The sequence below is a fragment of the Streptomyces sp. NPDC015345 genome, assembly GCF_043078805.1.
GTDB lineage: Bacteria > Actinomycetota > Actinomycetes > Streptomycetales > Streptomycetaceae > Streptomyces.
This window is the reverse complement of the sequence record NZ_JBIBTX010000009.1, coordinates 1-23,507: the sequence shown is the minus strand read 5'-3', so window position 1 is coordinate 23,507 and position 23,507 is coordinate 1. Positions and strand designations below refer to the sequence as shown.

The window sequence follows — 23,507 nt, the reverse complement described above, 5'->3', positions numbered from 1 at the left end:
GCCGCGGCCGGGACGCCGTATGCCCTTCTTCGCGCGTCGGCCGACAGAGCCGCGGGAGGCTGACAGGTGTCGAGCGCATCCGAGCAAAGGACAGTGCGGGAGGCACGGGCGAAGGAGCGCGCCGCGCCCGAGGGGCCGGCCCCCGCGGTGAACGGGAGCCGGCGGGCCGTGGCGCGCGTGGCGCCCACGCGGCCGGTGTGGCCGGGGGCGCCGACACCGCTCGGCGCCCGCTTCAAGGCGGGACCCGACGGGGTGGCGGGTACCAACTTCGCGCTGTGGGCGGGCGGGGCGGAGGCCGTGGAGCTGTGCCTGTTCGACACCGAGGGGGGCGGGGTCGTCGAGACGCGCTGTCCGCTGACGGAGCTGACGCACGAGATCTGGCACGGCTTCGTGCCGGGCGTGCGCCCCGGGCAACGGTACGGATACCGCGTGCACGGCCGCTGGGACCCGTGGACCGGCGCCCGCTGGAATCCGGCGAAGCTGCTCCTGGATCCGTACGCGCGTGCGGTGGACGGCGACTTCACGCTGCCGGCGGAGGTGTACGGCCATGTGCGCGACTGGCCCCAACAGCACGTGGCGGACACCGTGCGCGACGACCGGGACTCGGCGCCGTACGTCCCCAAGGGCGTGGTCGTGCACGACGACGCGCCGGACGACGAGTGGGCCGACGACCGGCGGCCGAAGACGCCGTGGGCGGACTCGGTCATCTACGAGCTGCATGTGCGGGGCTTCACCAAGCTGCACCCGGGGATTCCCGAGGAGCTGCGCGGTACGTACGCCGGTCTGGCGCATCCGGCGGCGCTGGAGCATCTCGTACGTCTCGGCGTGACGGCGGTCGAGCTGATGCCGGTGCACCAGTTCGCGCACGAGGACCATCTGCTGCGGCGAGGGCTGAAGAACTACTGGGGGTACAACTCCATCGGCTACTTCGCGCCGCACGCGGCGTACGCGGCGTCGGGGACGGCGGGGCAGCAGGTCGGCGAGTTCAAGCGGATGGTGCGGGCGCTGCACGAGGCGGGGATCGAGGTCATCCTCGACGTGGTCTACAACCACACGGCGGAGGCCGGTGAGCTGGGCCCGATGCTGTCGCTCAAGGGCATCGACAACCGCGGCTACTACCGGCTCCAGCCGGGCGACGCGCGGCGGTACGCGGACTACACGGGCTGCGGCAACACCCTCCAGGTCGTCCAGCCGCACGTGCTGCGCCTCATCACGGACTCGCTGCGGTACTGGGTGACGGAGATGGGGGTGGACGGCTTCCGCTTCGATCTGGCGGCGGCGCTGGCGCGGTCCTTCCACGACGTCGACATGCTCTCGCCGTTCCTCGCGGTGATCGCGCAGGACCCGGTCCTGCGGCGGGTGAAGCTGATCGCCGAACCGTGGGACGTGGGCTCGGGGGGCTATCAGGTGGGTGCCTTCCCGCCGCTGTGGACGGAGTGGAACGACCGCTATCGAGGGGCGGTGCGGGACTTCTGGCGGGGCGCGCTGCCGGACGTCCGGGATCTGGGGTACCGGCTTTCGGGGTCGAGCGATCTGTACGCGTGGGGCGGGCGCAGGCCGTACGCGTCGGTGAACTTCGTGACCGCGCACGACGGCTTCACCCTGCGGGACCTGGTCACCTACGAGCGCAAGCACAACGAGGCCAACGGCGAGGGCAATCGCGACGGCTCCGACGACAACCGCTCCTGGAACTGCGGCGCCGAGGGCGAGACGGACGACGAGGGCGTCACGGCGCTGCGGCGGCGGCAGCTGCGCAATCTCATGACGACGCTGCTGCTCTCCACCGGCGTGCCGATGTTCGTCGCGGGCGACGAGATGGGGCGCACGCAGCGCGGCTCGAACAACGCCTACTGCCAGGACAACGAGATCAGCTGGGTCGACTGGGGGCTGCGGGACGAGCCGGGGTGGCGCGAGCTCTTCGCGCTGACGTCACGCCTGATGGAGCTGCGGCACCGGCATCCGGTGCTGCGGCGCCGGGCGTTCTTCTCCGGGCGGGCGCACTCGGCGGACGGCCTGCGGGACCTGGCATGGTTCACGCCGCGGGGCACGGAGATGACGGAGGCCGACTGGTACGCGCCCGCCGCGACGCTCGGCATGTACCTCTCCGGGCGGGACATACCCGGCCGTGACGCGCGGGGCGCGCCGGTGGCCGACGACAGTTTCCTCGCCATCCTGCACGCGGCGGAGCAGCCGCTGGACTTCGTGCTGCCGGGGCCGCCGTGGGCGCGGTCCTACGAGGTCGTCGTGGACACGGCGCTGGAGGAGCAGGAGGCGCCGCCGGGCACCGTGCACCGGGCGGGGGCCGCGGTGACGGTGCCGGGGCGGTCGGTGCTGCTGCTGCGGGTCGGCCACGCCTGACGTGGGCATCGGGCAGGGGCCCGGCCACCTTCGGGAGCCGCCTCTCCCGATGCCCGCCGGCACTTGGTCCAGACCGGAGTATTGCCGCGCCCCCGGGCTGGCGCCAAGCTCGGGCCATGGACCTCGAATTGCGGCACCTGAAGACGATTCGGGCGATCGCCGACGCGGGCAGCCTGACCAAGGCGGCCACCGTGCTCGGGCTGGCGCAGCCCGCGCTGAGCGCGCAGCTGAAGCGGATCGAGCGCGCCCTTGGCGGGGAGCTGTTCGAGCGGGGGCGGCACGGGGTAAGGGCCACCGCGCTCGGCGAGTTCGTGCTGGCGCGGGCGCGGGTCGTACTGCCCGCGGTGAGCGGGCTGCGGGAGGAGGCGCAGCGGTTCGCGCGGGCCTGGGAGGACGGCCGCGGGTTCCGGCTCGGCGGGACGCACGGGCCGCTGCTCGGCGCCCTGGTGGACCGGCTCGCCACCGCGCATCCGGGGGTGCCCGTCTCGACGCACACCTCCTGGTCGGAGCGGGAGATCGCGGCGCTGACGGCGGCCGGGAGCCTTGACTTCGCGCTGGTGGGGACCTGCGGGGCGAGCGCGCCGCCGAAGAGTGACCTGCTGGTGTGGCGGGAGGTGGGCCGCGACCCCGTCTTCGTCATGCTGCCGACCGGCCATCCGCTCGCCGGCCACCAGGAGATAGAGCTGGGGCGGCTCGCCGGTGAGGCCTGGACGGACGTGCCGGGTGACGGCTGCTTCGCGGACTGCTTCAACGCGGCGTGCGCGCGCGCCGGGTTCACTCCGTCGCGGGTGTACGAGACGGATGTCGCGTCCTGCGTCCATCTGGTGCAGGTGGGGCGGGCGGTGGGGCTGTGCCGGGCGACGTTCCCGCCGACGCCGGGTCTGGTGACGCGGGCGCTCGCGGGGACGCCGCTGTACTGGCGGCACGTGCTCGGCTGGCATCCGGCGGCCCCGGCCCACGACACCGCGGCCGCGGTCTTCGCGCAGGCCCGCACGGCGCACACCGAGGCCGCGGCCCGCAGCGAGAGCTACACGGCGTGGCTCGCGGCACCTTCCATAACGCCGGGGACGGGGGTCGACTGACAGCTGCTGAGGGGCAGTTGAGGCTTCTACGGTGTGAGGCGATCCCCACTCATCCCTCGCCACCCGAGGAGATCCCCGCATGCTCCCCACCCCACACAGACGTGCCGCGGCCGCCTGTGCCGCGCTCGCCGCGGCCGGTGCGCTGGTCCTCGCCGGGCTGCCCGGCAGCGCGTCCGCCCAGACCGACCCCGCCGCCTCCCCGTTCCCCTCCCCCGCCGAGAGCGCCGCCGTCGGCAAGACCTCTCCCGGAGTCTTGAAGGCGATGCAGCGCGACCTCGGCCTCACGTCGGCGCAGGCCAAGGCTCGTTTGGTCAACGAGGCCGAGGCCGGCGCCGACGCGGGAGCCCTGCGGAACGCGCTCGGCGGCTCCTTCGCGGGCGCCTGGGTGCACGGCGCCACCTCCCAGAAGCTCACCGTGGCCACCACCGACGCCGCCGAGGTGCCCGTCATCGAGGCGCGCGGCGCGAACGCCGAGGTCGTGCGGCACTCCGTCGCCCGCCTCGACGCCGCGAAGGCCCGCCTCGACCGGGCGGCGAAGAAGACGGCGACGCGCGACGCGCCCGTCTGGTACGTCGACGTGCGCTCCAACGCGGTCGTGGTGCGCGCCGTCAAGGCCGCCGCCGCCACCTCCCTCGTCTCCGCCGCGGGCGTGGATTCCTCCCTCGTACGCGTCCAGGAGACGCGCGAGCGGCCGCGTCCGCTGTACGACCTGGTGGGCGGCGACCCGTACTACATGGGAGGCGGGCGCTGCTCCATCGGCTTCTCCGTCACCAAGGGCGCCCAGCAGGGCTTCGCCACGGCGGGGCACTGCGGACGCGCGGGCACGGCGACCACCGGCTACAACCGGGTGGCCCAGGGCACGTTCCAGGCTTCCATCTTCCCCGGCAGGGACATGGCCTGGGTCGCCACGAATTCACAGTGGACCGCCACCCCGTACGTGAAGGGCCCGGGGGGCCAGCGGGTCGGCGTCGGGGGCTCCACGCAGTCCCCGGTGGGTGCGTCGATCTGCCGGTCCGGCTCCACTACGGGGTGGCACTGCGGCACGATCTCGCAGCACAACACCAGCGTCACCTATCCCGAGGGCACCATCAGCGGCGTGACCAGGACGACGGTCTGCGCGGAGCCCGGTGACTCGGGCGGCTCCTACATCTCCGGCAGCCAGGCGCAGGGCGTCACCTCGGGCGGCTCGGGCAACTGCCGCAGCGGTGGCACGACCTTCCACCAGCCGATCAACCCGCTGCTCCAGCAGTTCGGGCTGACGCTGAGGACCACGGGGGGCGGCGACCCGGGCCCTGGTCCCGGTGAGCCCGAGCCGGGCGGCACGTGGGCTGCCGGCAAGGTGTACGCGGCGGGTGACTCGGTCACGTACGGCGGCGCCACGTACCGGTGCTTGCAGCCGCATCAGGCGCAGCAGGGCTGGGAGCCGCCCAGCACCCCGGCGCTGTGGGAAGCCGCCTGAGCGCTGACCAGTCGGCCGCGGGTGGTTCGTGGCTGATCGCGCAAGTTCCCCGCGCCCCTTTCAGGGGCATCGCGGCTCAGCCGACGATGCCCCTGCTGTACGCCTCGGGCCCGCCTGGACCTACGACCAGCGGAGTACCGCGTACGGGCCAAAACTCGGTGGGCTCTGTCAGTGGCCGTCCGTAGGCTCGCTCTTGATGCCGAAATCAGATGCCCCCGCCTCAGCCGCCCCTGCCGAGGGGCGGTCCACCGTACGGTCGTTGCTGCGCCTGTGGCCGTATGTGCGCCCGGTCAGGGCCCGCCTCGTCACCGCGGCCGTCGTGGCCGTCGTCGCCTCCTGTACGGGGCTGCTCTTCCCCCTCGTACTGAAGTGGATGGTGGACGGCCCGGTGGCCGACGGGGACGGCGCGGGGGTGTGGCTGGGGGCGCTTCTGCTGCTCGCGCTCGGGGTGACGGAGGCCTTGCTCTTCGGGCTGCGGCGCTGGCTCGTCGCCCGGCCGCTGGCGCGTGTGGAGGCCTCCATGCGGGCGGACCTCTTCCGCCATCTCCAGCGGCTCCCGGTGGCCTTCCACGACCGGTGGGCGTCGGGGCAGTTGCTCTCGCGCGGCACGACGGATCTGATGCTGCTGCGCATGTTCCTCGCCTTTCCGCTGACGTTCCTGCTGGTGAACGGCGCGACGATCCTGGTCGGCGTGGTCATCCTGCTGGGCCAGGACTTCCTGCTCGGCCTTGTGCTGCTTGCGCCCGTGGCGCCGATGGTGATCGTCTGCGCGTACTACGAGGGGCGCTACACCGCGGTGGCGCGGCGCGCGCAGGACCAGGTCGGCGATCTGACGACGGTCGTCGAGGAGAGCGTGCTCGGCATCCGCATCATCAAGGGCTTCGGCCGCCACCGCAGCCAGGCGCGGGCGTTTCGCGAACTGTCGCACACACTGCGGGGCACGGAGCTGGCCAAGGCCCGGATCCTCGCGGCGATCTACGCGGTGATCATGTCTCTGCCGGAGGCCGCGATCGGGGCGGCGCTCGTGCTCGGCACGGTGCGGGTCGCGGACGGCGACCTGTCCGCGGGCACGCTGGTCGCGTTCCTGTCGACGGCGCTGGCGCTGCGCTGGCCGGTGGAGTCGATCGGTTTCCTGCTCGCGATGACGCAGGAGTCGGCGACGGCCACGGAGCGGTACTTCGAGGTGATGGACGCCAAGCCGGAGGGTGCCGCGGACGCGTGTGCCGTCGGCCGAAGCGCGGAGGGGGAGCCGGCCGCTTCCGCCGGCGGCGACGGGGCCCGCCCGGACACGAAAGACGAGACGGCCGCTTCCACCGACGGCAGGACCCGCCCGGACGGCGGGCTGCGCTTCCACGACGTGGCGTTTCGATATCCCGACGCACCGCCGGACGCGCCGCCGGTCCTCAGCGGCATCGACCTCCATATCCGCCCCGGCGAGACGATGGCCCTGGTCGGCGCGACCGGCAGCGGCAAGACGACGCTCACCGCGCTGGTGCCGCGCCTGCACGAGGTGAGCGGTGGCCGCATCACGCTGGACGGCGAGGACATCACCGCGATGGACCGCGAGCGGCTGCGCACGCTGGTCTCCGTGGCCTTCGAGGAGCCCACGCTGTTCTCCGCCACGGTCGGGGAGAACGTCCTGATGGGTGCCGAAGAGGCCGCAGGGGAGGCCGAGTTGGCGCGGGCGCTCGACGTGACGCAGGCCGACTTCGCGCACGCCCTGCCGCAGGGCACGGACACGCAGGTCGGTGAGCAGGGCCTGAGCCTGTCCGGCGGTCAGCGCCAGCGGCTCGCGCTGGCCCGCGCGGTGGTGGGCCGCCCGCGCTTCCTGGTCCTGGACGACCCGCTCTCCGCGCTCGACGTCCATACGGAGGCGCTCGTGGAGGCGGCTCTGCGACGGGTCCTCGCGGACACGACCGCGCTGATCGTCGCGCACCGCCCGTCCACGGTGCAGCTCGCCGACCGTGTCGCGCTGCTGTCGGGCGGGCGCATCACCGCTGTCGGCACCCACCAGGAACTACTGCGGGAGAACGCGGAGTACGCCTGGCTGATGTCAGGGGCCGACACCACCGACGACACCCCCGATGACACGGCCGACAACACCGTCACCGCCGACCGCACCGCCGAGGAGGCTGCCCGATGACCACCTCGTCGACGTCGACGTCGACGTCCACGTCGCGGACCACGAAGCCCTCGGGCCCCGAGGGCTCCGGAGCCGAAGCACCTCCGAGCGCCGTGCCGGACCCGCACTCCGCGAACGCCGACGACCCCTTCGACAAGGACGACCTTCCCGCGCCGCCCGGCGCCACCCGCGCCCTCCTGCGCTCGCTGCTCTCGCCGCTGCGCGGGCGCGTCGTCCTCGCCGCGGTCCTGCTGCTCGTGCAGCAGGCCGTCGTGCAGGCCGGGCCACTCCTCGTCGCGTACGCCATCGACCGGGGCGTGCCGGCCGTGCGCGCCGACGACTACGGCCCGCTCATCGCGGTCGCCGTGGGCTATCTGCTCTGCGCGGGCGCGTCGGGTGCCCTCCAGTACGCCTTCATCGTCGCCTCCGCGCGCGTCAACCAGGACGTGCTGCTCGATCTGCGCGGGCGCATCTTCCGGCACGCCCAGGCGCTCAGCGTCGACTTCCACGAGCGGTACACCTCCGGGCGGCTGATCTCCCGCTCCACCACCGACGTGGAGTCGCTGCGCGAACTGCTCAGCGAGGGTCTCCAGGAACTCATCACGGTCCTGCTCTCCTTCGTCTACATCTCGGCGATGCTGCTCTGGCTCGACCTGGGCCTCGGCGCGCTCGCGGTGGCGTCCTTCGTGCCGCTCTACGGCCTCGTACGCCTCTATCAGCGGCGCGCCGGGGTGATGTTCCGCAACCGCTCGACCGCGATCGCCGCCGTCATCGTGAAGTTCGCGGAGACCATGAACGGCATCCGGCCGGTGCGGGCCTTCCGCAGGGAGCGGGCCAACGACGCGGAGTTCGCCGCGCTCAACAGCCGCCACGAGCGGAGCAACGGCGACGCCATCCTGGAGATGGCCCGCTATGTCATCGGCTCCCGCCTGGTCGCCAACGTCGCCGTGGCCGGGATCGTCCTGTGGGGCGCGCACCGCGTCGCGGAGGGCGGCCTCGCGCTCGGTGTGCTGGCCGCCGCCGTGCTGTACCTGCGGCGGCTTTACGACCCGATCGACCGGCTCGGCATGTTCCTCAACTCCTACCAGTCGGCGGCGGCTTCCCTGGAGAAGGTGGCGGGGCTGCTCGCCCAGACCCCGACCGTGCCGGAGCCGGAGGCCTCCGCCGCACGTCCGCTGCCCGCGCTGGAGTCGGCGCACCCGGGCCGCGAGGTCCGCTTCGACGGGGTGCGGTTCGCCTACCGCACGGGCGGTGAGGTGCTGCCCCGTTTCGACCTGACGCTGCCCGCCGGGCAGACCGTCGCCGTGGTCGGCTCGACCGGTGCGGGCAAGTCGACGCTGGCCAAGCTGCTGGCCCGCTTCTACGACCCGACGGAGGGCAGCGTCCTCCTGGACGGCGTCGATCTGCGGGAGCTGGCCGGTGCGGAGCTGCGGCGCGGGGTGGTCATGGTGACGCAGGAGGCGTTCCTGTTCTCCGGGACGGTCGCCGAGAACATCGCCATCGGCCGCCCCGACGCCACCCGCGAGGAGATCGAGCACGCCGCCGAGGCCATCGGCGCCCATGACTTCATCGCGGCGCTCCCCGACGGCTACGACACGGACGTACGCAAGCGCGGTGGCCGGATCTCGGCGGGGCAGCGGCAGTTGGTGGCCTTCGCACGGGCGCTGCTCGCCGACCCGGCGGTGCTGATCCTCGACGAGGCGACCAGTTCCCTGGACATCCCGGGCGAGCGCGCCGTGCAGCGCGCCATGCACACGGTGCTGCGCGGACGCACCGCCGTGGTGATCGCCCACCGGCTCTCCACGGTGGAGATCGCCGACCGGGTCCTGGTCATGGAGCACGGCCGCATCGTGGAGGACGGCAGCCCCACCGAACTCATCGGGGGGGCCGGCTCGTTCGCTGACCTGCACCGTGCGTGGCGGGAGAGTGTGGTGGGCTGAGGGCACGGGAGAACCGGCGGGGAGACGAGCACATGACGGCACCATGGGCGGGGAGTTGAGCTGACGGCATGACGGACGCGGGCACGGGCACGGGCACGAACGCGGATGCGTCGAGGGGACCAGGGGCGCGCGGCGGCGTGTCGCAGGCGGTCGCGGAGGCTGTCCGTGAACGGTCCCACGGCATGTGCACCATTCCCACGCAGTACCAGGGGTACCCGGACGTCGCCTTCGGGGGGTACGTCGCGGGGCTGCTCGCCGGGTGCGCGTCGGCCGGCACCGTCCGGGTGGACTTCCGGGCCGCGACCCCGGTCGGCGTACCGCTGAGGCTCGCGGAACTGGACGGCGGCGGCGCCCGGCTGACCGGCCGGGCGGACGCCGTGCTGGCGACGGCGACGCCGGCTCCCGCCGTGTCCGTGGCCGACGTGCCGCCGGCGCCGTCCCTGGAGCGGGCCCGGGCGGCGACCGAGGCGTTCCATGCCGGCGGGCTCACCGGCCTCGCCGTGGACGGGACGTCGGTGGACTGCTTCGGCTGCGGGCACCGGCCGCCGGACCGGGGCCTGCGCCAGCACTGCGCGCGGGTGCCGGGCAGCGACATGGTGGCGACCGCCTGGACCCCGCACCCCGCGTTCGCGGACGCGCGGGGACTGCTGCGGGCGGAGCTGCTCTGGGCCGTCCTCGACTGCCCGACGGCCTGGGCCGGGATCCACGTCGGCACGCTGCGGCCCGGCGCGGTCACGGCCTCGCTCACGGCGACACTGCTGCGCCCGGTGGCCACCGGCGAGGACCACATCACGTACGCCTGGCCGACGGCCACGACGGGCCGCAAGCACACGATGGGCGTGGCGGTGGCCACGGCGCGGGGCGAACTGTGCGCGGTCGGCGAGGCGTTGTGGATCGACCCGCGCCCGCGGGCTACGGGCGGATCAGCTGGCTGAGCTTCGAGCAGCGCACCGTGCGCGAGAGGAGTGCCTGACCGCGCACGGGCCGCCCGCACCGGAGTCGCCCCACCCTCCGGCCACCACTCCGCATAACGAACGCGCCCAACCGGCCAACGGACTAATTCCGGCCAACTCTTGATGCGCTCCTGACAGAGACACGGCTCCGGTGCCACTCTTCCCCTCGACCGCCGCACGGCTTTCAACAACGCGACGGTTTCTCTTCACGCAATGCCCCTTGTGCAACGCCCAGTTCCGCGTACCGCCCAAGTTCTGCGTACCGCCCCCGCTCTGCCCGGACGGCGATCCAGCCGCCCGGTAGCTCTGGCCGCGCCACCCCGCGGCCGCGCAGAAGGAGTCCGTGTTGAGAAACACCTCCCACAGACCGACCTCCCACCGCCGTTCGGCCCGCACCCGCGCGACCGCCGTCGGCGCCCTCTCCGCAGTCGCCGCCCTGCTGGCCGTCGCCGTCCAGGCGGGCCCCGCCTCGGCCGACGACCCCGCGGCGAAGTCCCCCACCGCGACCCAGAGGCTCGGGAAGGTCGACCCCGGCGCGCTCGCCGCCAAGCTCTCCCCCGCCCAGCGCGCCGAGCTCATCCGTGACGCCAACGCCACCAAGGCGGACACCGCCAAGGACCTCGGTCTCGGCGCCAAGGAGAAGCTCGTCGTCCGCGACGTCACCAAGGACCGTGACGGCACGGTCCACACCCGCTACGAGCGCACCTACGACGGCCTGCCCGTCCTCGGCGGCGACCTGATCGTCGACACCGCCAAGTCGGGGAAGACCGAGGGCGTCACCAAGGCCGCCAAGGCGCGGCTCAAGGGCATCGACATGAGCGCCGAGGTCAAGGCGTCGGCCGCGGAGAAGCAGGCGCTGAGCGCCGCGAAGGCCGAGGGCTCGAAGAAGACGGACGCGGACCGGGCGCCGCGCAAGGTCGTGTGGCTGGCCAAGGGCGAGCCGGTCCTCGCGTACGAGACCGTGGTCGGCGGTCTCCAGCACGACGGCACGCCGAACGAGCTGCACGTCGTCACGGACGCCGCCACCGGCAAGAAGCTCTTCCAGTGGCAGGGCATCGAGAACGGCACGGGCAACACCCAGTACAGCGGTCAGGTGCCCCTCGGCACCGCCCAGTCGGGGTCGAACTACACGCTCACCGACACCACCCGCGGCAACCACAAGACGTACAACCTGAACCGCGGCACCTCCGGCACCGGCACCCTCTTCTCGGGCGCCGACGACGTGTGGGGCAACGGCCTGCCCGCCAACCTGGAGACCGCCGGCGCCGACGCCCACTACGGCGCCGCGCTGACCTGGGACTACTACAAGAACGTGCACGGCCGCAGCGGCATCCGCGGGGACGGCGTCGGCGCGTACTCCCGGGTCCACTACGGCAACAACTACGTCAACGCGTTCTGGTCCGACGGCTGCTTCTGCATGACGTACGGCGACGGCGCGGGCAACGCCAAGCCGCTCACCTCCATCGACGTGGCGGCCCACGAGATGACGCACGGCGTGACGGCCGCGACCGGCAACATGACCTACAGCGGCGAGTCCGGCGGCCTGAACGAGGCCACCTCGGACATCTTCGCGGCGGCCGTCGAGTTCAACGCCAACAACGCGCAGGACAAGGGCGACTACAACGTCGGCGAGAAGATCGACATCAACGGCGACGGCACCCCGCTGCGCTACATGGACAAGCCGAGCAAGGACGGTTCGTCCAAGGACTCGTGGTACTCCGGGATAGGCGGCATCGACGTCCACTACTCGTCGGGCGTCGCCAACCACTTCTACTACCTGCTCAGCGAGGGCAGCGGCAAGAAGGAGATCAACGGCGTCCAGTACGACTCGCCGACCTCCGACGGCCTGCCGGTGACCGGCATCGGCCGGGACAAGGCGTCGCTGATCTGGTTCAAGGCGCTCACCACGAAGTTCACGACGACGACCAACTACGCGGCGGCCCGCACCGGGACGCTCGCGGTCGCCGGTGAGCTGTACGGCACGACGAGCACCGAGTACAAGGCGGTCGCCCACGCCTGGGCCGCCGTGAACGTCGGCGCCCGCCCCGGCGGCGAGGAGCCCGGCGGCACCTCCTTCGAGAACACCACGGACGTCTCCATTCCCGACAACGGCGCCGCGGTCACCTCCACGGTCAACGTCACCGGACGCACCGGCAACGCGCCCAGCGCCCTGAAGGTCGGCGTCGACATCGTGCACACCTGGCGCGGTGACCTCCAGGTCGACCTGGTGGCCCCCGACGGCACGGTCTACCCGCTGAAGCCGACGAGCAGTTCGGACTCGGCGGACAACGTCAAGGAGACGTACACGGTCAACGCCTCATCGGAGGTCGCCAACGGCGCCTGGAAGCTGAAGGTCCAGGACAAGGCCGCGCAGGACACGGGCTACATCAACAGCTGGAAGGTCACCTTCCCGTAGGCCCCGCGCCCAGCGCGAGTTCCGCCCAGCACACAGACACGCCGCCGCCCCGGGTGATCGACTCCCCGGGGCGGCGCGCGTGTTGTGGCGGCCGGGCACGTTCACGCCCTGTTCGCATTACGTATGTCGACCATCGCTCAACGGACCATATCCGGCCAACATCCAGCCAAAATGCTGACATGTACCTGGCTCGAATGACACGCTTCCCCGCAACACGCTGCACGTGCGGCACCACTCCGCACATCCGCATCGCGTCTTTTTCTGCCCTGGGCGGCCCTCCATGCCGTCCAGGCCCCCACAGATGGAGCCCGCGTGACCTCTCGTATATCCGCCAAGCGCTCGACGCTCGCGATAGCCACCGCCGTCGCGGCAGGAGCGCTGCTCACCGCCGGACTGACCACCGGCGCCTCCGCCCAGCCGGAGCAGGACACCGAGCCGTCCGGCTCCCCCGTCGCCCTCTCGGCGACGGCCCGCGCGGACCTCCTCCAGGACGCGAACGCCGACAGATCGGCGACCGCCGAGCGCATCGGCCTCGGCGCCAAGGAGAAGCTCGTCGTCCGCGACGTCGTCAAGGACCGCGACGGCACGACCCACACGCGCTACGAGCGCACCTACGACGGCCTGCCCGTCCTCGGCGGCGACCTCGTCGTGCACACCGCGAGGAACGGCGAGCCGAAGGGCGTCACCAAGGCGACCGAGGCCACCGTCAAGGTGGCCTCCACACAGGCCGAGCAGCCCAAGTCCTCCGTGGCGAGGTCCGCCGAGTCGACCGCCGCGAAGGCGAAGACCGCGCAGGCCGACGCACAGGCCCCGCGCAAGGTGATCTGGGCCGCCTCCGGCAAGCCCGTCCTCGCGTACGAGACGGTCGTCACCGGGGTGCAGAAGGACGGCACGCCCAGCCGGCTCCACGTCATCACGGACGCCACGACCGGCAAGAAGCTGTACCAGCACCAGGAGATCGAGAACGGCACCGGCAACAGCCAGTACAGCGGCAAGGTGAAGGTCGGCTCCAAGAAGGTCGCGAGCGGCTACGAGCTGACCGACAAGGCCCGCGGCGGCCACCGCACCTTCGACCTGAAGCACGCGGAGAGCGGCGCGGGCAAGCTCTTCAAGGACGCCAACGACGTCTGGGGCAACGGCAAGCCCTCCAGCGCGCAGACCGCCGCCGTCGACGCCGCCTACGGCGCCCAGCTCACCTGGGACTACTACAAGGCCGTGCACGGCCGCAAGGGCATCAACGGCGACGGCAAGGGCGCCACGTCGCGGGTCCACTTCGGCAACAACTACGTCAACGCCTTCTGGGACGACAGCTGCTTCTGCATGACGTACGGCGACGGCGAGGGCAACAAGAAGCCCCTCACCTCGATCGACGTCGCGGCCCACGAGATGACGCACGGCGTCACCTCGGCGACCGGCAACATGGAGTACAGCGGCGAGTCCGGCGGCCTCAACGAAGCCACCTCCGACATCTTCGCCACCGCCGTGGAGTTCAGGGCCAAGAACCCCAAGGACGTCGGTGACTACCTCATCGGCGAGAAGATCGACATCAACGGCGACGGCACCCCGCTGCGCTACATGGACAAGCCGAGCAAGGACGGCGGCTCCCTGGACAAGTGGAAGGCCGGCGCCGGGAACGTCGACGTCCACTACTCCTCGGGCATCGCCAACCACTTCTTCTACCTGCTGTCCGAGGGCAGCGGCAAGAAGCGGATCAACGGCGTCCAGTACAACTCGCCGACCGCCGACGGCTCCAAGGTCCTTGGCATCGGACGCGCCAAGGCCGAGAAGATCTGGTACAAGGCCCTGACGACGTACTTCACGTCGACCACGGACTACAAGGCGGCCCGCAAGGGCACGCTGCGTGCCGCGAAGGACCTGTACGGCGCGGACTCCACCGAGTACAAGCGCGTGGCCGCGGCCTGGACCGGCGTCAACGTCAAGTAGCAGGTAGCAGGCAGTACCCCCCGGGAAAGGGGCGGCGTCCGACGGGGCGCCGCCCCTTTCGCGTTCACCGCAGCAGTACCCCCGCCGCCTCACCGGTGGCCTCCGACGGCACGGTCACCAGTCCCAGCTCGGCCCCGTCCGCAAGCAGCCGGTGCGCCGGAAGGATCCGCACCGTGTACCCGAACGACCCCGTCCGGTCCAGCGCGAGCGGCCCCTCGTACACCCGCCGCCCCTCCTGGTCGGGCCCGCCGACCGGCTTCAGCGGCACCGGCGTGGCGCCGGTGATGCGGTCCTCCGGGTCGACGCGGCCCGCGATCGCCTGGACCTCCACGTCGTCGGGGGTCAGCTCGCCGAGGTGCACGCGCACCCGCAGGGCGAGCGTGGCGCCCAGTTCGGCGGTGGCACCCGTCGCCGAGGCCTCCACGTGGTCGACGGTCACCCGCGGCCAGGCCGCGCGCACCCGGGCCTTCCACGCCGCAAGCTCGCCTGCGGCCGTGACGTCGAGCGCGCGGTGGGCGCGGGCGGCGGGGGCGTACAGCTCCTCGACGTACTCGCGCACCATGCGGCCCGCAAGGACCTTCGGGCCGAGCCGGGTCAGCGTCCTGCGGACCATCTCGATCCACCGGTCGGGCAGCCCGTCGGGGCCCCGCTCGTAGAAGCGGGGGGCGACGCGGCGCTCAAGGAGGTCGTAGAGCGCGGCGGCCTCCAGGTCGTCCCTGCGCTCGTCGTCGGTGGCGGCGCCGTCCGCCGTGGGGATCGCCCAGCCGAAGTCGGGCTCGAACCACTCGTCCCACCAGCCGTCCAGGACCGAGAGGTTGAGCGCGCCGTTCAGGGCGGCCTTCATGCCGCTGGTCCCGCATGCCTCCAGGGGCCTGAGCGGATTGTTCAGCCACACGTCGCAGCCCGGGTAGAGCTTCTGTGCCATGGCCATGCCGTAGTCCGGCAGGAACACGACGCGGTGGCGCACGCGCGGGTCGTCGGTGAAGCGCACCAGTTCCTGGATGAGCCGCTTGCCGCCGTCGTCCGCCGGGTGCGCCTTGCCCGCGACGACGATCTGGAGGGGCCGCTCGGGGTGCAGCAGCAGCTCCATCAGCCGGTCGCGGTCGCGCAGCATGAGCGTCAGCCGCTTGTACGAGGGGACGCGGCGCGCGAAGCCGATGGTGAGGACGTCGGGGTCGAGGACGTCGTCGATCCAGCCCAGCTCGGCGGTGGCCGCGCCGCGCTGGCGCCAGGAGGCGTACAGGCGCCGCCTGACCTCGTCGACGAGCTGCCCGCGCAGGGTGCGGCGGAGCTCCCAGATGTCGGTGTCGGGGATGTCGGCCACCGCGTCCCAGCGGTCGGAGCCGCCCACCGACAGGGCGTCCTCGGTGCGCCGTTCGCCGATCTGGCGGGCGCCGAGCGCGAGGACCTCGGGGGCGACCCAGGTCGGGGCGTGCACGCCGTTGGTGACCGAGGTGATCGGGATCTCCTCGGGGTCGAAGCCCGGCCACAGGCCGGCGAACATCTCGCGGCTGACCGCGCCGTGCAGGGTGGAGACGCCGTTGGCGCGGCTGCCCAGGCGCAGGCCCATCACGGCCATGTTGAAGAGGTTGGGCTCGCCTCCGGGGTAGGTCTCCATGCCGAGCCGCAGGATGTCGCCGACGTCGACGCGCGGCAGTTCGGCGTCGGTCCCGAAGTGGCGGGCGACCAGCTCCCGGTCGAAGCGGTCGATGCCCGCGGGGACGGGCGTGTGGGTGGTGAAGACGGTCCCGGCGCGGACGGCCTCCAGGGCGGTGTCGAAGCCCACGGCGGGGCCGGTCAGTTCGTGGATGCGCTCCAGGCCGAGGAAGCCCGCGTGCCCCTCGTTGGTGTGGAAGACCTCCGGTTCGGGGTGGCCGGTCAGCCGGCAGTACGTCCGTACGGCGCGCACCCCGCCGATGCCGAGGAGCATCTCCTGGAGCAGCCGGTGCTCGCTGCCGCCGCCGTAGAGCCGGTCGGTGACGTCGCGCTCGCCGCGGTCGTTCTCCTCCACGTCGGAGTCGAGCAGCAGCAGCGGTACGCGGCCGACCTGCGCCTGCCAGACGTGGGCGCGCAGCGAGCGTCCGCCGGGCAGGGCGAGCGCCACGAGGGCGGGGGTGCCGTCCGTCTCGCGGAGCAGGGTCAGGGGCAGTTCGTTCGGGTCGAGGACGGGATAGTGCTCCTGCTGCCAGGCGTCGCGGGAGAGCGACTGGCGGAAGTAGCCGTGCCGGTAGAGCAGGCCGACGCCGATGAGCGGGACGCCGAGGTCGCTGGCGGCCTTGAGGTGGTCCCCGGCGAGGATGCCGAGGCCTCCGGAGTACTGCGGCAGGGCGGCGGTGATGCCGAACTCCGGTGAGAAGTACGCGATGGCGCGCGGCAGGTGCGCGGATCCTCCTGCCCGCTGCTGGTACCAGCGCTCCCCGGTGACGTACTCCCGCAGGTCGCCCGCGGCCTCGCCGAGGCGGCGCAGGAAGTCCTCGTCGCGGGAGAGTTCGGCGAGGCGCGCGGGCGGGACGCCGCCGAGCAGCCGCACCGGGTCGCAGCCGGACGCCTCCCACAGGCCCGGGTCGACGGACCGGAAGAGTTCACGGGTGCGTGGGTGCCAGGACCAGCGCAGATTGCGGGCCAGCTCGGCGAGGTGGCCGAGGGGGTCGGGAAGGACGGGACGGACGGTGAAACGACGGATTGCCTTCACGGTCTCCACCTTCGCGGGGTTTCACGGGGATTCACAGGAATTCGCTGCAATGCACAGAGGTGCGGCACATATCGGCCTACGCCACACGAAGGTAGCGGCGGGCCGCCGTCCGCCACCACGGCGCACGGGGCGCACGCCTCGCGTGCCACGCGCCATCCCCCGCGTTCCAGTCGCGTACGCCGCGGTCGGCCCCCTACCCGCTGTAATCTGCGATGTGCTGACGCGTCACAGGAATTGACAACAGAACCACCGGGGGGTGGGGCGCATGATCGGCCGGTTGCGGGAGACTTCGCCGCTGCGGGTGGGGCCGTACGAGACGCTGGCCCGGCTGGGCTCCGGCGGCATGGGCGAGGTGTTCCTGGCCACGCCGGGGCCCTACGAACCGGACGCGCTCGTCGCCGTCAAGGCCATCCGCGCGGATGTCGCGGGCGACGCACCGTTCCGGGACCGGTTCCGGCGCGAGATATCCGTCGCGAGGTCCGTGGACAGTCCCTACGTCGCGCATGTCGTCGCCGGTGACGCGGACGCCGGGCAGCCGTGGCTCGCCACGGAGTACGTCGCCGGGCCGAACCTCGCCGAGGCCGTGCGGCGGCACGGCCCGCTGCCGGTCGCGTCCGTCGCCGCGCTGGGCGCCGGGGTGGCCCGCGCGCTGGCGGCCGTGCACGCGGCGGGGGCCCTGCACCGCGACCTGAAACCGGCGAACGTGCTGCTCGGCGCGGCGGGGCCGAAGCTCATCGACTTCGGTGTCGCGCGGGCGCTCGGCGCGACCACGATGACGTCGACGGGCCTGCTCGTGGGCACGCCCGGCTTCATGTCCCCCGAGCATGTGGCGGGCGGGCGCCATGTGGTGGCCGCCTCGGACGTGTTCTGCCTCGGTTCGGTCCTGGCGTACGCGGCGTCCGGCGCCGACCCGTTCGGGGACGGCCCGGTGGCCGCGGTGCTGTACCGCGTCGCGCGCGCCGAGGCCGAACTTGGCGGCGTACCGGCGCCGTTGCGGGACGTCGTCGCGTCCTGCCTGAGAGCGGACCCGGCCCAGCGGCCGGAACCGGCGGAGCTGGCCGTCCGGCTGACGGCCCTGCGGGACGGCGACGGCGGCGACGGTGACGGTGCCGACCAAGCAGCCGACGAAGGCGGCGGCTCCTTGTGGCCCGCGGCCGTGCTCACCGCCATCGCCGAGGTGCGCCGCGACGTCGAGCAGGTGTGCGCCTCGGGGCGGCCCCTGCTGCCCCTGCCCGCGCGGCCCGCGGCCGCCCCCGCGCACCCGCCGACGCAGGTCCCCACCTGGACCCCGGCCCCGGCCGCCTCCGCGCAGAGCTCCGAGGTGCACGGCCTGCCCACCATGAGTTCCGCCCCGCCGCCGTCCGCCAGGCGCGGCCTCGGACGCCGTGGCGCGGTCGCCGTCATCGCCGCCGTGGCCGTGGCGGGCGCCGCCGTCGGCGCGCTGCTCGCCCTGCGCGGCGGCGGCTCCGGAGCCGGGGCGGACGGCGAGGGCGCGGGGAGCGCGGGCGCCACGGGGTCCAGGACGCCGGGGGCCGACGGACCGTCCCTCTCCCGCGCCCAGTTCGTCGCCCGCGCCGGGGTCGACGCGTCCGGCACCGCCGACCGCAGCGGCCTGGTCCCGCAGTACGAGGAACAGCGGCCCAAGGGCTGGCAGCCGTGGCGGGCCACGTTCAGCCACACGCCGCTGAAGTGCGCGGCCGACACCGAGGCGGTGGTGTGCCTGCTGACCAATGGCACGTACGAGGCGCGCGACGCCGCCGACGGGCACAGCCTGTGGACCTCCGACGGCCGCTCGGCCGAGGACCGCGGCACGAACGGCGAGGCGTATCTCGGCCCGACCGGGGCGCTCTTCATGCCGGGCGACGACCAGGACCCCGTCGTGCGCGGCGGGACGACCGTCATCGCGTACAAGGGGCGGTTGCAGGTGCGGGAGTCCCGCTCCGGTGACGTGCGGTGGACCGTGGGCGCGCCTGCCGGCAAGAAGGTCACCGGAGCGCTGCTCACGGACGACCACCTGATCGTCTCCTCGGAGGGCAAGCCGGGCGGCCCGGACGGCCCTCTGGGGGCCACGGTCCAGGCCTTCCCCCGCGAAGGACGCGGCGACGACCCCGTGTGGACGTACGACCTCGCCACCAAGACACTCGCCAAGGCCGAGCAGGGCGGCTACACGGCCGCGCTCGCCCATGACGGCGTCGTCTACGCGGACTCCGAGGACGGGGTCATCGCGCTCGACGAGAAGAAGGGCGACCGGGTGGGCGGCGCCTACGACGACGGCCAGTGCCGCACCCTCATGGCGGAGCCCGCGTCGGGGCAGCTCCTGTGCTCCCAGGTCATCGGCGACACCGGGGAGTTCGATGACCCGACCGCCGACCCGCAGACCCGCGTGACGCGCCTTGACCCCCGTACGCTCGCGGTCGAGGGGAAGTTCGGCTTCAAGGCCCCGCCGATCGGCTCCGACGGGCACCCGGGCCTGGACATCGTGGTGAGCGCGGTCACCCCGGACGCCGCCCTCGCGTACGACACGACGGGCGGCAGGCTGCTCGTGGCCGACCCGAAGAACGGCCGCGTCACCCGCGAGGAACGCCTCTCCGTCGTCGACTACGTCATCGAGCGCCCCGTCTCCTCCGGGGCGCTGGTCATCGGCGACCGCGCCCTGACCGCCGACAACACCACCCTGCGCACCGTGCCGCTCACCAAGTCGGGCGAGGTGCGCGGCGTCAAGGTCCCCGGCGCGCCCGGCGACCGCCGCCCGGAGCCGCCGCAGGACACCGGCACGGTCCTCGCGGACCTGCCGAAGCCGCCGACGGTCCTGCCGCTCGGCGGGATCGCCACGATCGTGTACGACCAGGGGACCGTCGTCTCGGTCGAACTGCCCTCCTGAGCCCCGCGCCCCACGCCCCGCACCCTTTGGAGGAGCCGTGCTCGACCCCCTGTCCGGGCCGCCGCGCCACGTCGGCCCGTACCGGCTGCTGGCCCTGATCGGCGCGGGCGGCATGGGCGAGGTGTATCTCGCCCGCGCGGCACGGCCCGGCGCGCCGCTCGTCGCGGTCAAGACGGTGCGGCCGGACCTCGACGTCGACCGGGAGTTCCGGATCCGCTTCCGGCGCGAGATCGCGGCTGCGCGCGCGGTGTCGGGCCCGGGGACGGCCGAACTGCTCGACGGGGACGCGGACACCCAGGTGCCGTGGCTCGCCACGGAGTACGTCGCCGGGCCCTCGCTCGCGGAGACGGTACGGCGGTGCGGGCCGCTGCCGGCCGGCGCGGTGCGCGCGCTCGGCGCCGGTCTGGCCCGCGCGCTCGCCTCGGTGCACGCGGCGCAGGTCCTGCACCGCGACCTGAAGCCGGGCAACGTGCTGCTCACCCCGGAGGGCCCGACGCTCATCGACTTCGGCATCGCGCAGGCCTTCGACGCGACGGCGCTGACGGCGGCCGGGATGGTCGTGGGCACGCCCGGCTTCATGGCGCCCGAGCAGATCGAGGGCGGTCACGCGGTGGTGCCCGCCTCCGACGTGTTCACGCTGGGCGCGGTGCTGTGCTTCGCGGCGACGGGGCGCGGCCCCTTCGACGACCAGGAACTGGCCTCGGTGATCTTCCGTATCGCGCGGGGCGACGCGGACCTCTCCGGCGTCCCCGACGACCTGCGCGACGTGGTCACCGACTGCCTGCGCCGGGCGCCCGGCGACCGGCCCACCGCCGCCGGGCTCGCCGACCGCCTCGCGGATGCCGCCAGGGCGGGCGTGCCCTGGCCCGCTCCGGTGCTCTCCCTCTTCGCCGAGCACCGGGAGGCGGTGGCGCGCTGCGAACAGGCGGCGGCGCGCGCGTCGTTCGCGGCGGCCGACACCGCCACGGCCACGGGCGGCCGGTCTCCGCTCCTGCCGGCGCCCCCGCCTCCCGCCCCGGCTCCCTGGGCCCCGGCGGTTTCCGGCCCCGTGAGCACCCGCCGCCGGCCGTGGATCCTCGCGACGGCGCTGGCGGCCGTCGCGGTGACGCTGGCGGCGGTGCTGCTTCCGGGGGACGACGGGGGCGCCCCGGGCGGCAACGGCTCCGCCGGCGCCGGAAGCAGCGGCGACGGCGACGGCAACGCGCCCCGCATCGTCACCGAGTACGGAAACCCCGGGCGCACCGGTGACTTCGGGGCCGCCGCCACCCGCGCCCCGGCCCGCCCCAAGGGTTGGAGGCCCTGGTCGGTCGCACGGCCCGAGAGCCTGGACGACCGGGGCCACGGCTGTGTCCTCGTGGCGTCCACGCTGGTGTGCCGGGACGGCAAGGGCGCCGCGACGGCCCTGGACGCGGCGACCGGCGGCCACCGCTGGACCTCGCGCGGCTTCGCGGCGGACGCCGACGCCCTCCAGGGCGTCCAGACCGTGGCGCCGGAGAGCGACGGCGAGCGGGTCTACGTCCCCAGCGAGCGGGGCGTGATCGCGGTGGACGTGTCCTCCGGCACCGAACGCTGGCGCAAGCCGGCGCCCTCGGGCACGGCGGTCATGGCGCTCACCTACGCGGACGGGGTGGTCTACACCGCCGAGTTCGGCTTCTCGGACGAGGCGACGGCGCCCGGCGAGGCCCATGTCCGCGCCCGGCGGGCCAAGGACGGCCGCGAGCTGTGGACGTCACCGCGCCTGCCCGCCAAGGTCCAGCACGCGCTCCTGGCCGAGGGCGGCCGGCTGTACGCGGCGATCGAGGGCAAGGGCGTGCTCGCCCTCTCCGCGAAGACCGGCGAGACCGTCCGCACCGCCCCCGCGCAGCCCTGCTACGGCCTGCTCTCCCACCGCTCGTCCCTGCTGTGCTGGGACCATGACGCCCGGGGAATCCGCGAGCTCGACCCGGCGACCCTGGCCACGCGCCGCACGCTGGCCCCCGGCCTGGAGCCCGCGCTGCCCCCGGTCGTCGGCGAGGCGGGCGTCCTGGTGGTGGTGACCCGCAACCCCGACGCCGACGACCCCGTCACGCACTACATGTCGGCTTTCGACTGGCGTACGGGCAGGCGCCTTTGGCGCTACGGCGCCCCGCAGGACACCGGGGCGGTGGCCCTTGCGGGCAAGCGGGTGCTGGCCGTGGGCCGGTACGAGATGTGGGGCCGCTCCACCGCCGACGATCTGGACTCGTACCGCAGGAAGAACATCCCCCGCCCCGAAGGGAAGACGGAGTACGACGACAGCCGGCCGCTCGGCGCGCCCCTGTACGCGGGCGGCGCCCTCTTCGCCGCCACCGGCGACGGCAGGATCCTCTCGGGCTACGCGCCCTGACCGCCCCCGGCTGCCCGGGTCCGGCACCGTGGGGAAGAAACACGCCAGTCGCGCGCGCCCGCGCCATGCGTCGCCGCGGGGCGGGCCCCTCGGCGGCATACGTGCCTGCCGGGCGGCGGACGCCCGGACGCCCCGCCGAGCACCCCTCGGGCATATGCGGCTGTCCCGTACCGAACAGTGCATTTTCGGACCTCGAACACCGTTCGCGTCGGGGCCGGTCTTGCATGTGCCGTTACGCACTAGTAGTTAACAAAGCGCCGGATTGCCCACCCGGGGGGTGTGGGAAGGCTCCTGCGGTACGCACTCCGGCACACCGCGGCCGGCACGCGCCGCGGAACCTCTCCACACCCCCGTATCCGTGCACGCGGACAGGAGCGGTCAGACATGCCTCTTGGCTCAACCCCCCAGCCCACCATCCCCGTTCTGGACGTCCGGCCCGCCGTCCACTGCGGCCGAAAACCGGCGAAGGCCGTGCCGGGCGAAACGTTCCAGGTGTCCGCCACCGTCTTCCGCGAAGGGCATGAGGCGGTCGCCGCCAATGTCGTGCTGCGCGATCCCGAGGGCCGCGCCGGGCCCTGGACGCCGATGCGGGAGCTCGCGCCCGGCACCGACCGGTGGGCCGCGGACGTCACCCCGGACGCCGAGGGCCGCTGGACCTACGCCGTGGAGGCGTGGGGCGACCCGGTCGCGACCTGGCGCCACCACGCGCGGATCAAGATACCGGCGGGCATCGACACCGACCTCGTCCTGGAGGAGGGCGCCCGCCTCCATGAACGCGCCGCCGCCGGGATTCCCGGCGACGGGCGGGCCGCCGTGCTCGGCGCCGCGCAGGCCCTGCGCGATCCGGCCCGCCGGCCCGCGGCCCGCCTCGCGGCCGCCCTCACCCCCGAGGTGGTGTCGGCGCTCGACCGCCACCCGCTGCGCGAACTGGTCACCGTCTCACCGGAGTTCCCGCTCGTCGTGGAGCGCGAGCGGGCGCTGTTCGGGTCGTGGTACGAGTTCTTCCCGCGCTCGGAGGGCGCGGTGGTCCGTGCGGGCGAGCCGCCGGTCCCGGGTACGTTCCGCACGGCCGCCGAGCGGCTGCCCGCCGTGGCGGACATGGGTTTCGACGTGGTGTATCTGCCGCCGATCCACCCGATCGGCACCACCCACCGCAAGGGCCCGAACAACTCCCTGTCCCCGGGCCCGCACGACGTGGGTGTGCCGTGGGCGATCGGTTCGCCGGAGGGCGGGCACGACGCCGTGCACCCCGACCTCGGGACGCTGGACGACTTCGACGCCTTCGTGCGGCGTGC

The 23,507-nt window shown here is 73.4% G+C and carries 12 protein-coding genes; 11 read left to right on the top strand and 1 reads right to left on the bottom strand.

All coding sequences use genetic code 11. The features are described 5' to 3' along the window. Positions 1-66 precede the first annotated feature (66 nt). The 8 genes from glgX (at position 67) to ACF062_RS31455 (ending at position 14,274) form a co-directional block, all read left to right on the top strand. On the top strand, positions 67-2,358 hold the full coding sequence (gene glgX / locus ACF062_RS31490; RefSeq protein ID WP_392143042.1) for a glycogen debranching protein GlgX: 2,292 nt from the start codon (positions 67-69) through the stop codon (positions 2,356-2,358). Between the two features lie 116 nt (positions 2,359-2,474). Continuing rightward, entirely contained in the window at positions 2,475-3,440 is a 966-nt protein-coding gene (locus ACF062_RS31485) for a LysR family transcriptional regulator (protein WP_223776875.1), read from the top strand. A gap of 79 nt (positions 3,441-3,519) precedes the next feature. Further along, positions 3,520-4,899 carry a carbohydrate-binding protein gene (locus ACF062_RS31480; protein ID WP_392143041.1) on the top strand — a complete coding sequence of 460 codons (1,380 nt, stop codon included), beginning with the start codon at positions 3,520-3,522 and terminating at the stop codon, positions 4,897-4,899. 196 nt (positions 4,900-5,095) lie between these two features. Continuing rightward, positions 5,096-7,042, top strand: coding sequence for an ABC transporter ATP-binding protein (locus ACF062_RS31475; RefSeq protein WP_392143040.1), 1,947 nt, complete (start codon positions 5,096-5,098; stop codon positions 7,040-7,042). Then, the gene (locus tag ACF062_RS31470; RefSeq protein ID WP_392143039.1) at positions 7,039-8,961 is read left to right on the top strand and encodes an ABC transporter ATP-binding protein; all 1,923 of its coding nucleotides are present in this window, start codon (positions 7,039-7,041) and stop codon (positions 8,959-8,961) included. Before ACF062_RS31475 ends, ACF062_RS31470 begins: the two co-directional genes overlap by 4 nt. Before the next feature lie 182 nt (positions 8,962-9,143). After that, positions 9,144-9,896, top strand: a complete 753-nt coding sequence (locus ACF062_RS31465; RefSeq protein ID WP_392143038.1) for a PaaI family thioesterase — start codon at positions 9,144-9,146, stop codon at positions 9,894-9,896. A 364-nt stretch (positions 9,897-10,260) separates the two neighbouring features. Beyond that, positions 10,261-12,330 (top strand): M4 family metallopeptidase, encoded by a 2,070-nt coding sequence (locus tag ACF062_RS31460; RefSeq protein ID WP_392143037.1) that lies wholly within the window; start codon positions 10,261-10,263, stop codon positions 12,328-12,330. Between the two features lie 312 nt (positions 12,331-12,642). Further along, positions 12,643-14,274, top strand: coding sequence for a M4 family metallopeptidase (locus tag ACF062_RS31455; RefSeq protein ID WP_392143036.1), 1,632 nt, complete (start codon positions 12,643-12,645; stop codon positions 14,272-14,274). Between the two features lie 64 nt (positions 14,275-14,338). On the opposite strand, the gene glgP is transcribed toward ACF062_RS31455, so the two are convergent. Further along, positions 14,339-16,966, bottom strand: a complete 2,628-nt coding sequence (gene glgP, locus ACF062_RS31450; protein ID WP_392143035.1) for an alpha-glucan family phosphorylase — start codon at positions 16,964-16,966, stop codon at positions 14,339-14,341. A 265-nt stretch (positions 16,967-17,231) separates the two neighbouring features. Between glgP and ACF062_RS31445 the strand changes: the two genes are divergently transcribed. From ACF062_RS31445 to ACF062_RS31435, 3 genes are all read left to right on the top strand, one after another. Beyond that, the gene (locus ACF062_RS31445; protein WP_392143034.1) at positions 17,232-19,847 is read left to right on the top strand and encodes a serine/threonine-protein kinase; all 2,616 of its coding nucleotides are present in this window, start codon (positions 17,232-17,234) and stop codon (positions 19,845-19,847) included. Between the two features lie 37 nt (positions 19,848-19,884). Beyond that, positions 19,885-22,212 carry a protein kinase gene (locus ACF062_RS31440; RefSeq protein WP_392143033.1) on the top strand — a complete coding sequence of 776 codons (2,328 nt, stop codon included), beginning with the start codon at positions 19,885-19,887 and terminating at the stop codon, positions 22,210-22,212. Positions 22,213-22,596: 384 nt separating this feature from the next. Then, a partial coding sequence (locus tag ACF062_RS31435) for a maltotransferase domain-containing protein (protein WP_392143032.1) occupies positions 22,597-23,507 on the top strand: 911 nt, incomplete at its 3' end.

Coding starts and splice junctions, on each gene's coding strand:
- ACF062_RS31485 (WP_223776875.1), top strand. CDS start 2,475: ATGGACCTCGAATTGCGGCACCTGAAGACGATTCGGGCGATCGCCGAC.
- ACF062_RS31480 (WP_392143041.1), top strand. CDS start 3,520: ATGCTCCCCACCCCACACAGACGTGCCGCGGCCGCCTGTGCCGCGCTC.
- ACF062_RS31475 (WP_392143040.1), top strand. CDS start 5,096: ATGCCGAAATCAGATGCCCCCGCCTCAGCCGCCCCTGCCGAGGGGCGG.
- ACF062_RS31470 (WP_392143039.1), top strand. CDS start 7,039: ATGACCACCTCGTCGACGTCGACGTCGACGTCCACGTCGCGGACCACG.
- ACF062_RS31465 (WP_392143038.1), top strand. CDS start 9,144: ATGTGCACCATTCCCACGCAGTACCAGGGGTACCCGGACGTCGCCTTC.
- ACF062_RS31445 (WP_392143034.1), top strand. CDS start 17,232: ATGATCGGCCGGTTGCGGGAGACTTCGCCGCTGCGGGTGGGGCCGTAC.